Below are 11,545 nucleotides of genomic sequence, written 5' to 3' on the forward strand. Positions count from 1 at the left end.
AGAAGGGAAAGCACCACATGACTCAGCACACTTTCTCATCCGAGGCGGAGCTCGAGGAGGCGCTCGCGACACCGAGTGCCGGCCTGATCGCCGACCTCGCGCGCGGGGCGGGCGACCTCGTGATCCTGGGGGCGGGCGGCAAGATGGGCCCGACTCTGGCCATGCTCGCTCGCCGCGGGATGGATGCCGCCGGACGGAAGGGCGACGCGGTCTACGCGGTCTCCCGCTTCGGCGATGCCGCGATCCGCGAGCGCCTGGAGACCGCGGGAGTGAAGGTCGTCTCGTTCGACCTGATCGAGAACGATGACTTCTCCTCCCTGCCGGACGCCCCCAACGTGGTGTTCATGGTCGGTGCGAAGTTCGGTGCAGCGACCAACGCCTCCTGGGCATGGGAGGTCAACGCCGCCCTGCCCGACCGCGTCGCCCGCCGCTATCGCGACAGCGCGATCTCGGTGCTCTCCACCGGCAACGTCTACCCGTTCCTGCCGGCGTCGTCCGGCGGAGCATCCGAAGAGGTGCAGCCCGCACCGATCGGCGAGTACGCACAGTCGTGCCTCGGCCGTGAGCGCGTGTTCGAGTTCGGAGCGCAGGAGCGCGGCACCAAGGTCGCGATCATCCGCCTGAACTACGCGGTCGACCTGCGTTACGGGGTGCTCGCCGACATCGGCAGTGCCGTGCACGCCGGGCAGCCGGTCTCGGTGGCCACCGCGAACGTCAACGTGATCTGGCAGGCCTACGCGAACGAGGTCGTGCTGCGCAGCCTCGTGCACGCGTCGACCGCGCCGTTCACGATCAACCTCACCGGCCCGGAGCTGCTGAGCGTCGAGTCGATCGCCCGCCGTTTCGGCACGCTGTTCGACCGCGAGGTCGAGATCGTGGACGACCCCCAGTCGACCGCGCTGCTCAGCGACGCGCGCCGGTGCATGGCCCTGTTCGGCTACCCGGCCGTGTCCGCCGAGACGCTGATCGGGATGCAGGCCGACTGGATCGAGAAGGGCCTGCCGATGATCGCCAAGCCGACCAAGTGGGCCGTGCGGGACGGGAAGTTCTGATGGCCGGTTCTGCCGAACGCACCGCGACCGTGCCGTCGCTGCGCCCCGAGGCCGCGGCGACCCTCGCCCGCGGTGCGGTGATCCCCGCGCACCCGCTGGCGCTCACGGCTGATCGCGCCCTCGACGAGCAGCGTCAGCGGGCGCTCTCGCGCTACTACCTCGATGCGGGAGCCGGTGGTCTCGCGGTCGGCGTGCACACGACGCAGTTCGAGATCCGCGACCCGGAGCACGCGCTCTTCGAGCCCGTGCTCGAGCTGGCCGCGGAGGAGATGGACGCCCGAGACGATGCGACCCTCGTCCGCATCGCCGGGGTGGCCGGCGACACCGCCCAGGCGGTGGCCGAGGCGGAGCTGGCGCGATCGCTCGGCTACGACGCCGTGCTGGTGAGCCCGCGCGTCGCCGGGGCCGACGAGCGCGCACTGCTCGAGCGCGCCCGCGCTGTCGGCGAGGTGCTGCCGCTGGTCGGCTTCTACCTGCAGACCGCGATCGGCGGCCCGGTGCTCGACCGCGACTTCTGGTGCGAGTTCGCCGCGATCCCCTCGGTGGTGGCGGTCAAGGCCGCCCCGTTCGATCGCTACCGCACGCTCGAGCTCGTGCGCGGGGTGGCTGCCTCCGGCCGTGCCGACGAGATCGCGCTCTACACCGGCAACGACGACGCCATCGTGGCGGATCTGCTCTCCGAGTTCCACGTGGACTCGCCCGACGGACCCCGCACCCTGCGGTTCGTCGGCGGGCTTCTGGGCCAGTGGGCGGTCGGCACGCGGGCGGCGGTCGCGCTGCTCGACCGTGCGCAGCGGGCCATGGCCGGCGACGCCGAGGCCTATCGCGAGCTCGGGCTCGTCGCCTCCGACATGGTCGACGTGAATCAGGCGGTGTTCGATCCGGGCAACGACTTCCACGGCGTGATCGCGGGCGTGCACGAGATGCTGCGTCAGCAGGGGCTGCTCGAGGGGATCTGGTGCCTCGACCCCGCCGAGGGGCTCTCGCCGGGGCAGGCCGAGGAGATCGCCCGCGTGCGTCGGGCATACCCGGCCCTGAACGACGACGCCTTCATCGCCGAGAACCTCGAGGACTGGCTGCGATGAACGCCGCGGCGAGCGCACCGGCCGTGGTCGCGGTCGTCTCGGAAGAACTCTTCGCGGAGTTCTTCTCGTCGGCGGATGCCGAGCGTCTGGGCGCGGTCGCCGCTCGTCTCGGTGGTTCTCTCGCGCGCGTCGATCGTCTCGCCGAGGCCGAACTCGACGATGCGCGCATCGTGATCACGAGCTGGGGTGTCGGGCCCTTCGACGCCGCAGTGCTCTCGGCTCTGCCGAAGCTCGAACTGATCGCGCACACGGGGGCCACGATCAAGCCCTTCGCGACCGATGAGCTGTTCGACCGCGGTGTCGTGGTGACGCAGGCCGGCGCGGGGATGGCGCGACCGGTGGCCGAGGTGTCGCTCACCTTCACGCTCGCGCTGCTGCACCGCGTGCCCGAGATGCACAACGCCCTGCGCGCCGGCGACGGTTGGTACGACGCGGCGGCGGTCGGGGTGCAGCGCGAGATCCTCGGCACGCCCATCGCGGTCATCGGGGCTTCGCGTACCGGGCGGGCCTACCTCGAACTCATCCGCGCGCTCGGGGCCGAACCGCTGCTGGTCGACCCGACGCTCGCCGCTTCGGAGGCTGCTGCTCTCGGCGCAGAGCTCGTGCCGCTCGACGATGCCCTGCGCCGCGCGCAGATCGTCGCCGTGCACGCCCCGACGCTGCCGGAGACCCACCACATGATCGGTCGCCGCGAGCTGGCGTCGATGCGCGACGGCGCGGGGCTGGTCAACACCGCGCGCTCCTGGCTGGTCGACGAGACCGCGCTGCTCGACGAGCTCCGACGCGGGCGGCTCAGCGCGGCGATCGACGTGTTCGACGAGGAGCCGTTCGCCGCGGACAGTCCGTTCCGGACGCTGCCCGGGGTGCTGGTCACCCCGCATCGCGCGGCGGGCACGCACCAGGGGCGGCTGCGTCAGGGACGGATCGTCGTCGACGAGGTCGAGGCCTTCGCCGCGGGGCGTCCCCTCGCGCACACCATCACCCGCGACCAGCTGTCTTCGATGGCATGAGCGGCACGCCGCTGCGTGTGGCCTTCGCCGGACTCGCGCATTCGCACCCGTACACCGACGCCGCCAACGTGCGAGCGCTCGGGGCCGAGGTGGTCGGCGTGCACGATGCGGACACCGCTGCCGCAGGAGAGTTCGCGGCGCGGTTCGGTGGGGTGGTGGTGGCCTCGCTCGAGGAGCTGGCGGTGCTGCGACCGGACCTCGTCATCGCGACGCCGCGCCCGCATGAGGTCGCGCCTTTCCTGCAGTCTCTCGGCGGCGGGGTCGCTCCGGTGTTCGTGAACAAGGTGATCGCGGCGACGGAGGCTCAGCTCGCCGAGGTCGACCGTGCTCTCGCGGCATCGTCCGTCGCGGTGGGCACCAGCTCGGTGCTGCGCTTCGCCCCCGCGCTCTCCGCCCTTGCCGCGGAGGTCGCGCCCTTCCTGCAGACGCTCGACGACGTGCTCGCGCTCCGTGTGCACGCCCAGCACGACAACGCGGGCTTCCGGGTGCCCGCCCGCTCCTGGCAGGACGATCCGCAGCAGGGTGGGGGTACCGCGGTGACGGTCGGCGTGCATGCCTGGGAGATGGTCGACGTGCTGCTGCCGGGGGCGACCCTGGTGTCGGGATCCGGATGGACCCGTGTGCGGCGGGGATCGAGCGCGGTGTCGGAGGATGCGGCAGGCATCGACGGCCTGCTGCGGGTTCCCGGTGCGCAGCGTGACGTGCCGGTGCAGGTGCTCGTCACCGGGACTCCCGGGCCGGACGCCTACACGCTGGAGGTCGTGACCGCCGACGGGATCCGCGCGCTCGCGCTCGACGTCGACGACGCGAACACGGAGCTCGGGTTCCACGGCCTGATCCGGGCGCTGCTCGACGCGGCCGCACACGGTGCGACAGTCGCTCCCTGGACCGGCGCGCGGGCGGTCGTGGCGAACACGATCCACGCCGCCGACATCGCGAGAGGTCAGGCATGAGCGCCCAGAGGATCCGCGCCGCCTGCGCAGAGGACCAGTCCGCCCTGACGGCGCTGTGGGCGACCGTGTTCACACCGCCGCTGGCGCCCGACCAGTGGCTGATCGATGATGATCGGCTGGCGCACACCTTCGTGGCCGAGGACGATCGAGGGGTCTGCGGATCCATCTACGGTCTGCCCAAGCGGCTGCGGGAGGACGACGGCGGTGTGGCGCACGTGCACGCGATCGGCAGTGTCGCGGTCGCCGGGCGTGCCAGAGGGCAGGGGCTCGCGCGCCGTCTCGTGGCCGCGACGCTGGAGACCGCGGGCGATGCCGAGTGGGCGCTGCTCTTCACGGGTACCCCGGAGGTGTATCGCTCCAGCGGCTTCGAGACGTTCGCCATGGCACGGACCCTGACCGGTCCCTGGAGTGCCCCCATGCCCCGCAAGCACGAGGAAAACGTCGAGGGACACGTCGAGCGCGAGACGGTCGGACTCGGGAGCTTCCGTTCGCTGCGTGACGTCTACGAGCGCTCGCGTGCCGGGCGGGTGGTCCTCGCGCCGGTGCGCAGCGACCGCGACGCGGCGATGGCGGAGGTGCGGATGCGGGGTGCGACGCTGTATCGCCGCGTCGAGGGTTCGACCGTGCTCGGCTACGTGATCGCCGAGCATCGAGGGGGCGTCGGCGTGCTGCTGGAGAGTGCGGTGCTCCCGGATTCCGAGCGTGTGCGCGACGACCTGCTCTCCGCCGTCGCCGCGGACTGGGCGCTCGCCGGGGTGTCGTCGTGTGACCTCGCCGTCCCTGCGCTGCCCGAAGAGGAGTCCACGCTTCATGCCTTCGCACCGCAGGCCGTGCGGCAGGACGACCGCACCGGCATGATCCGTCCGCTGCGACGCACGGCCCGGCTGGACGGCATCCGTCACTTCACGGCGGGCGACTACTTCTGAGCGACCCGCTCGGAGACGGCACTGGGGGACTGGGGATCGATCGGATGATGCGGCCCGGCAATCAGCCGGACGCCTGACCGCGGTGATGACGCCGCAAGGAGGATGAGCATGGCCCAGAGGATGAGCACCACCCGGAAGCTGAGCACGGCCCTGAACGTCGACCCGACGCTGAGAGCGGATATGACGCTGCAGGACCAGTCGGCACGCGAGAGGAACGAGACCGCGGCCCTGCGCAGCCGGCGCATGCTGCTCGCGGGATTCGGGGCGGCGGCGATCGGCGGCGTCGCCGCTGTCACCACGCAGACACCGGCGCAGGCGGCCGGGCCCGTGGCGCCGCTGGATTCTTCGGGGGCGAAGAGCGTGGCCAACGGCGGTACGGCCGTGGCGCTCGCGAACCGGAAGGGCAAGGACGGCGACCTCGCCCGCACGGCCGGGTACGCGACGCCGGGTGATGGCGGCGCCGGGCTGTACCGCTTCGTGAAGAAGGACGCTCCTGCCGCGAACGGAGGCACCGTGCTCGCCGGCCCCAAGGGCGGAGCGTGGGTGCTCGTGCACGGGGGTGTCGTCGACTTCCGGATGTTCGGGATCATGGATGCGAGCGTCAACGCCGACGACGCCCTCGACGCCATGGTGAACGACGCGAGCATCCATCGCGTCGAGGGGCACAGCCCCCTCAACTTCATCCGTCGCCACAAGTTCTCCCGATCGAACATCGCCTTCGATTTCGGCGGCCACCTCATGACGACCGTGGGCATCGAGAACGCCGGCAAGGACGATCCGTTCGCAGCGGTCATGTTCTTCCGCGGCGAGGTGACCGATGCCGTGCAGGAGGCCAAGCTCGGCGAGGTCGTGCCCGACCTCGGTGACATCTTCCCGGTCGCCGACTCCTCGTTCTTCACAGTGGGGGACTGGTACGCGGCAGAAGTGAACGCACTGTCGGGCCGCTGGGAGCGCGAGCTGCAGCGGATGGTGCAGGTCACCCAGATCGTCGACGGCACGCACATCCGCATCAACTACAAGAACGGCTGGCCCCTCGGCAAGGATCGCACGATGACCTGGCGTCGGGTCGTGCCGGTGCAGGACGTGACGGTGTCGAACCTGAAGTTCCTCGGCACCGGCACCGACGAGTACACCGGCTCGCACCCGCTGGCCTTCGAGTACGCGGTGCGCTGCGACGTCGACCACATCGACGGCACCGGCACGTTCTGGCCGCTCATCCAGCGGCGCTGGAACACCTACTACTCGACCGTGAGCTGCACGCTCAAGAACCCGACCTCGGTCACCTGGGGAGGTGCCGGCTACCTGACGCAGCAGATCTACTGCCTGTACGGATACGTCGCCAACTGCCACACCGCGAACGCCCGGCACCTGAACGACTTCACCGCGAGCGCCTACTGCCTGGTCGAGAACTGCCACGGCGACGGTGATGACCAGGGTCCGTTCGTCACGCACGGGCAGTACGAGCACGACCTCACCTACACCGGCAACTCGGGCCTCATGACCTTCGCGAACTCCGGTGCAGCCTGGGGTTCTGCGGCCAAGCGCATCACCGTGCGCAAGCACGTGTGCTCGTGGTTCGTGGCGCGCGTGCGCATCACCGACCTCACCCTGGAAGACGTCCAGGTGATCGGAAAGCCGTCGCTCGCGGGCTCCGGGATGCTGTGGATCAACGCCGACGGCGCGCAGCTGCGGGGGTGCACCGCGTCTGACACGCTCATCATCACGCAGGCCTCGGACAACTCGGCACGGCCGACGACCATCACGGATTCGCACTTCACGTTCGTTGCCCCCGGCGAGCTCACCAACGCCACGGTCAAGACACTGGTCACCTTCGTCGACACCGTGCTCGATCGGGTGGGCGGCATGAAGATCACCGGTGCGGGCGCAGTCACGTTCCGCGGCTCGACGCTCACCGCCGCCGACGATGCGGCGCCTGTCGTGTCGTCGTCCGAGCGGCTGCGCTTCGAGGGAGCGACGCTCCGCAACGTGCGTATCGCGGCAGCGAGGGCAGAGCGTCAGGCGGTCGAGATCGCGGGATCGGACGTCGCGAACAAGGGCGGCATCGGTGTCGCACGCACCGGCGACGGCGAGCTGCACCTGACGCTGAGCGACAGCACCTTCCGCGCGGAGGGGGCCGCGACGCACGTCTCGGTCACGAAGGGCGCGACCCACTACCGAGCAGTCGGCAGCCGCTTCGAGGGCGGCGCACTGGAGTTGGCGGACGCGGCGTTCGGGGGCTCGTCCACGCTGCTTCACACCGGCAACGTCGAGTCGGGTGTGACTCGCACTGCCTTCCCCACGGAGGGCCCGCGCGTGGTGGACACGGCCAACCTCGTGGTCTGACCCGGACCCGCGACCTGCCCCCTGCGACCTGCCCCGCGACCCAACGCTGAGTGCACCGGATGTTGCCGAGTGCACGGCTTCTCGACGTGAAGGAGCCGTGCACTCGGCGAGAACCCGTGCACTCGGCGGGCCGCGGATGCCTGCGGCGCGGGGGAGCGGGTCAGAGGCCGGTGAGTACGACGAGCTTGCCGACGGCGGTGCCCTGTTCCATCGCGGTGTGCGCCTCGGCGATCTGGTCGAACGCGTAGACCCGGTCGATCGGCACGGTGGCCTCGCCGGCCGCGACCGCGTCGAGGAAGCCCTGGAGCACGGTCGGCGGCAGGTCGGCCGCGCCTCCGCCGTAGGCGCTGAGGCGCACGCCGCGGGGAATGTACTCGATCGGGTAGAAGTCCTTCACGGTCCACTGGTTCGAGAGCATCCCGGTGAAGCAGACGACGCCGTGTACGCGGGTCGAGCGGAGCGTGTCCGGCAGGGTGGGTGTTCCGACGAGCTCGAGGGCCGTGTCGACGCCGTCGGGCAGGATCGCTCTGACCTGCGCCTGCACGTCGCCGTCGTCGATCAGCACATGGTCGACGCCGATGCGGGTGAGGGCGTCGGCCCTGTTCGGGTTGCGTGTGGTCGAGAAGACCGTCATTCCGCGCTGCTTCGCAAGCACCGCGGTCGCCATCCCGATCGACGAGGTGCCGCCGCGGATCAGGATCGACTGGCCGGGCTGGGCATCGAGCCCCACGGTGAGCGATCCGTAGGAGGTCTGCAGCATCTCCGGAACGGCGCCGAGGGTGCCCCAGTCGAGGTTGCTCTGGAAAGCAATGACCTGGGTCGCGGGGACGCAGGTGTACTCGGCGTATCCGCCGTCGTAGGTGCGTCCCATCCCGCCCATCACCGCCACGACCTGTTGCCCGGGGGTGAATTCGCCACCGGGTGCGTCGATGACGACGCCCGTTGCCTCGATGCCGAGCACGCGGGGGAAGGTGACGCCCTCCGCGAGGCCGAGCCGGGTGTGCAGCTCGGAGCGGTTCAGGCCGAACGCCTTCACCTGGATCAGCACCCAGCCCTCGCTCGGTGTCGGAATCGGCAGCTCTCGGATCGTGAGCGCCTCCGCGGGGCCCGGTGTGTCGAGCACGATCGCGCGCATCATCTCGGTCATGGGGTGACTCCTGTCGTCGGTACGGGCTTGCGCACCCGAAGGGTGGCGAGCGTGGTGGCGAAGTGCTCAAGGTCGGCAGCGAAGACGCTCTGGAACCACGGCTCCAGCTCTCTGCCGAAGGTCTCGGTCGCGATCGTCAACATGTCCTTGCCCGCCGGCGTGAGCGTGATGAACGAGGCCCGTCGGTCGTCGGGGTTCGGTGTGCGCTCGCAGTAGCCCGCTGCTTCGATGCGAGCGACCAGCTTGCTGGTACCGCCCTCGGTGATCGAGAGCTCGGTCGCGATGTCGGAGGCCCGGCAGTTCTCGATCCTGTCGATGGCCCGCATGGGCTCGAACCAGCTCAGCGGCAGGGAATGCTCGGCGCGGAGACGTCGGTCGACCGCCTCCCAGATCTCCATCTCGAAGCGGATCACATCATCGAAGAGTCGATGCAGGTCCACGGCGCATCCTTTCCACGACCACTGGCTTACTTTCCATGGCAAGTATATGGCGAATCCGTGGACCAGGGTGCGAGAAGGGTGATTCCCGCCCGCGGGGCGAGGGGGCGGGCCTAAGCGGCGGGGAGGCCGACGAGCTCGGCGCTGCGCTGCCAGAGCGCCTCGGCGAGAGCCGCGTCGTTCACCTGCGGATTGACCTTCGCGGTCAGCTGACGCTCGTCGTAGTAGGCGCCGGAGAACCACGTTTCATCGGGGGTTCCCTCGATAAACCAGCGCAGGGTCGCGCCGCCCTTGTCCGCGCCGATGAGCACGAGATGTCTGAGCGGCGTGCGGTAGAGCAGCCGCATCACGCTCGAAGAGTCCGCCGCGAAGTTCGTCTGCACGGTGCCGGGGTGGAACGCCACGGCGCTCAGTCCGTCGGCGTGGAACTTCGTGTGCAGACTCTTGGCGAACAGCACGTTCGCGAGCTTTGCATCCCCGTAAGCCTTGTTCGGACTGAACCGGCGGGTGTTGTCGAGGTCGTCGACATCGAGGTGCCCGAACAGGCGATGGGCGATGCTCGACGTGTTGATGACCGCACCTCCGGCCCGCAGCAGCCGCGGAAGCAGCAGGTTCGTGAGCAGGAACGGTGCCAGGTGGTTGACCTGCATGGTCTTCTCGAAGCCGTCGACGGTCGGAGTGCGATCGCCGAAGATGCCGCCCGCGTTGTTGGCCAGCACGTCGATGCCGGTGTCCCCCACGGCGGCGGCGATCTTCCCGGCCAGCGCCCGCACGTCGTCGAGCCGGGCGAAGTCGGCGGTGAACCACTCGGCCCCGGTCTCCTCGGCGACGGCACGGGTCTTCTCGGCGGAGCGGCCGACCAGGATGAGGCGGTGGGCAGGTCCTGCGAGCTGTCGTGCGGCGGCGGCGCCGATGCCGTCGGAGGCTCCGGTGAGGACGATGGTCTTCGGTGTCATGGTGCGGCTCACTCGGCCGAGACGGACGGCGTGATGCGCTGCACGGCCCTGGTGACATGCTCGGCGATCACGGTGCGTGCCCGTTCGGGGTCGCCGCTCGCGATCGCATCGACGATCTGCTGGTGGCTGCGCACATGCTCCTCCTGCTCGGCGGGATCGAGCGCGGAGTTGGCCGCCTGGATGAAGCCCGTGATGCGACCGCGCAGCTGGCCGCTCACCTCGTCGAGGAATCGGTGCTCGGCGAGGTCGGCGAGCGTCTCGTGAAAGAGGCGATCCTGGCGCAGCACCTCGGCGATGTCGCCAGGGGCGGCGTCGGCCATGGACTGGATGATGGCCCCGAGCCGCGCAGCGGATTCCTGGTTCCACCGTTCCTGCACGCGGATGGCCATGAACTGCTCGAGCACGATCCGCAGGCTGGAGATCTCCTCGAGGTCCTGTGCGCTGAGCTGAGCGACGCGTGCACCGCGGCGGGGTTCCCGTGTGATGAGGCGCTCTTCCGCCAGCCGGGTCAGGGCCTCGCGCACGGGGATGTGGCTGACACCGAGTCGATCGGCGAGCTTGCGTTCGACCAGCCGCTCGCCGGGGGCGAGTTCTCCCGAATGGATGGCCGTGCGCAGTTCGTCTGCCACCTGTTCGGCGATGTTCTGATCCGAGACGCTGCGCATTCGGTTGCCCTTCTCGATGCACGGTGCCGTCTGGTCGAGCGGGCGCGCAATCGTTCGATCGATGCTATGGCATTTCGTCGATGGGTGGACACGGCGCCCGATTTGCTAGATGCTATAGCAAGCCTATCCACCGATGACGAAGGAGTTGTCATGTCCGGGACCCGAACCGCCCCCGATACGCGCACACCCGAGGAGGTCGGAGCCTCCGCCATGAAGAAGGCCATCTGGCGCCTCGGCCCGTTCCTCGGGCTGCTGTACCTCGTGGCCTACATGGACCGCAACAACGCGGGGTTCGCCAAGCTCGAGATGACGGCCGCGCTGCAGATCACCGAGGCCGCCTTCGGGTTCGCCGCCGGCATCTTCTTCATCGGCTATCTGCTCTTCGAGGTGCCGAGCAACCTCCTGCTCGAGCGGTTCGGCGCCCGCAAGTGGATCGCCCGCATCATGGTCTCCTGGGGGCTCGTCGCCGCCCTCACCGCGTTCGTGCAGGATGCGACGCAGTTCGCGATCGCGCGGTTCATCCTGGGCATCGCCGAGGCCGGGTTCTTCCCCGGGGTGCTCCTCTACCTCACGCTCTGGTTCCCCCGGCAATACCGCACCCAGGTGCTGGTCGTGTTCGTGCTGTCGAACCCGATCGCGAACGCCGTCGCCGCACCGCTATCGGGTTGGATGCTCGAACTCCACGGGATGTGGGGGCTCGACGGCTGGCAGCTGGTCTTCCTGCTGCAGGGCATCCCCGCCGTGCTCCTCGCCTTCGTGGTCTTCTTCTGGCTGCCCGATCGCCCGCAGGACGCGCGCTGGCTCGACAAGACGGAGCAGCGCTGGATCACCGACACCCTGGCTGTCGAGACCGCGGCGACCGAGCAGAAGCACGGGCGCCTGCGCCTGCGCGAGGTGTTCAGCAACGGGCGTCTGTGGACCCTGATCGTGCTGTTCTTCGGCGTCGTGTTCGGTGCGTACGGGCTGGGCAT

The 11,545-nt window shown here is 69.7% G+C and carries 11 protein-coding genes; 7 read left to right on the plus strand and 4 right to left on the minus strand.

The features are described from left to right. The first annotated feature begins 17 nt into the window (after positions 1 to 17). The 6 genes from AX744_RS07305 to AX744_RS07330 all read left to right on the plus strand — a co-directional run bounded on the left by AX744_RS07305 (position 18) and on the right by AX744_RS07330 (position 7,369). Positions 18 to 1,052 carry an NAD-dependent epimerase/dehydratase family protein gene (locus AX744_RS07305; protein WP_061016064.1) on the plus strand — a complete coding sequence of 345 codons (1,035 nt, stop codon included), beginning with the start codon at positions 18 to 20 and terminating at the stop codon, positions 1,050 to 1,052. After that, positions 1,052 to 2,137: a dihydrodipicolinate synthase family protein gene (locus tag AX744_RS07310; protein ID WP_046748132.1), complete on the plus strand. Its 1,086-nt coding sequence runs from the start codon at positions 1,052 to 1,054 to the stop codon at positions 2,135 to 2,137. Before AX744_RS07305 ends, AX744_RS07310 begins: the two co-directional genes overlap by 1 nt. Next, positions 2,134 to 3,147, plus strand: a complete 1,014-nt coding sequence (locus tag AX744_RS07315; RefSeq protein WP_061016066.1) for a hydroxyacid dehydrogenase — start codon at positions 2,134 to 2,136, stop codon at positions 3,145 to 3,147. Before AX744_RS07310 ends, AX744_RS07315 begins: the two co-directional genes overlap by 4 nt. Beyond that, on the plus strand, positions 3,144 to 4,100 hold the full coding sequence (locus AX744_RS07320; protein WP_061016068.1) for a Gfo/Idh/MocA family oxidoreductase: 957 nt from the start codon (positions 3,144 to 3,146) through the stop codon (positions 4,098 to 4,100). The genes AX744_RS07315 and AX744_RS07320 overlap by 4 nt, the downstream gene beginning before the upstream one ends. Continuing rightward, on the plus strand, positions 4,097 to 5,026 hold the full coding sequence (locus tag AX744_RS07325; protein WP_061016069.1) for a GNAT family N-acetyltransferase: 930 nt from the start codon (positions 4,097 to 4,099) through the stop codon (positions 5,024 to 5,026). Before AX744_RS07320 ends, AX744_RS07325 begins: the two co-directional genes overlap by 4 nt. Positions 5,027 to 5,146: 120 nt before the next feature. Further along, a complete protein-coding gene (locus AX744_RS07330) occupies positions 5,147 to 7,369 on the plus strand; it encodes a peptidase C14 (protein WP_231728756.1) in 2,223 nt (740 codons plus the stop codon). A 160-nt stretch (positions 7,370 to 7,529) separates the two neighbouring features. Here AX744_RS07330 and AX744_RS07335 read toward each other — a convergent pair whose 3' ends face one another. The 4 genes from AX744_RS07335 to AX744_RS07350 all read right to left on the minus strand — a co-directional run bounded on the left by AX744_RS07335 (position 7,530) and on the right by AX744_RS07350 (position 10,574). Continuing rightward, complete coding sequence (locus tag AX744_RS07335) at positions 7,530 to 8,516, minus strand: zinc-binding alcohol dehydrogenase family protein (protein WP_174799740.1); 987 nt, start codon at positions 8,514 to 8,516, stop codon at positions 7,530 to 7,532. Continuing rightward, on the minus strand, positions 8,513 to 8,956 hold the full coding sequence (locus AX744_RS07340; RefSeq protein ID WP_197429177.1) for a MarR family winged helix-turn-helix transcriptional regulator: 444 nt from the start codon (positions 8,954 to 8,956) through the stop codon (positions 8,513 to 8,515). The genes AX744_RS07335 and AX744_RS07340 overlap by 4 nt, the downstream gene beginning before the upstream one ends. Before the next feature lie 110 nt (positions 8,957 to 9,066). Continuing rightward, complete coding sequence (locus AX744_RS07345; RefSeq protein WP_061016070.1) at positions 9,067 to 9,909, minus strand: SDR family NAD(P)-dependent oxidoreductase; 843 nt, start codon at positions 9,907 to 9,909, stop codon at positions 9,067 to 9,069. Between the two features lie 8 nt (positions 9,910 to 9,917). Beyond that, the gene (locus AX744_RS07350) at positions 9,918 to 10,574 is read right to left on the minus strand and encodes a GntR family transcriptional regulator (RefSeq protein ID WP_046748137.1); all 657 of its coding nucleotides are present in this window, start codon (positions 10,572 to 10,574) and stop codon (positions 9,918 to 9,920) included. Between the two features lie 150 nt (positions 10,575 to 10,724). Between AX744_RS07350 and AX744_RS07355 the strand changes: the two genes are divergently transcribed. Next, positions 10,725 to 11,545, plus strand: an 821-nt coding sequence (locus AX744_RS07355) for an MFS transporter (protein WP_157543543.1), incomplete at its 3' end; no start/stop codon positions are given.

The sequence above is a fragment of the Microbacterium sp. CCH5-D1 genome, from assembly GCF_001557335.1.
GTDB classification, from domain to species: Bacteria; Actinomycetota; Actinomycetes; order Actinomycetales; family Microbacteriaceae; genus Microbacterium; species Microbacterium oxydans.

Excerpts from the sequence above, each read along its gene's own strand:
- AX744_RS07305 (WP_061016064.1), top strand. The coding sequence starts at position 18 with ATGACTCAGCACACTTTCTCATCCGAGGCGGAGCTCGAGGAGGCGCTC.
- AX744_RS07330 (WP_231728756.1), top strand. The coding sequence starts at position 5,147 with ATGAGCACCACCCGGAAGCTGAGCACGGCCCTGAACGTCGACCCGACG.
- AX744_RS07320 (WP_061016068.1), top strand. The coding sequence starts at position 3,144 with ATGAGCGGCACGCCGCTGCGTGTGGCCTTCGCCGGACTCGCGCATTCG.
- AX744_RS07325 (WP_061016069.1), top strand. The coding sequence starts at position 4,097 with ATGAGCGCCCAGAGGATCCGCGCCGCCTGCGCAGAGGACCAGTCCGCC.
- AX744_RS07335 (WP_174799740.1), bottom strand. The coding sequence starts at position 8,516 with ATGACCGAGATGATGCGCGCGATCGTGCTCGACACACCGGGCCCCGCG.
- AX744_RS07350 (WP_046748137.1), bottom strand. The coding sequence starts at position 10,574 with ATGCGCAGCGTCTCGGATCAGAACATCGCCGAACAGGTGGCAGACGAA.
- AX744_RS07310 (WP_046748132.1), top strand. The coding sequence starts at position 1,052 with ATGGCCGGTTCTGCCGAACGCACCGCGACCGTGCCGTCGCTGCGCCCC.
- AX744_RS07315 (WP_061016066.1), top strand. The coding sequence starts at position 2,134 with ATGAACGCCGCGGCGAGCGCACCGGCCGTGGTCGCGGTCGTCTCGGAA.
- AX744_RS07345 (WP_061016070.1), bottom strand. The coding sequence starts at position 9,909 with ATGACACCGAAGACCATCGTCCTCACCGGAGCCTCCGACGGCATCGGC.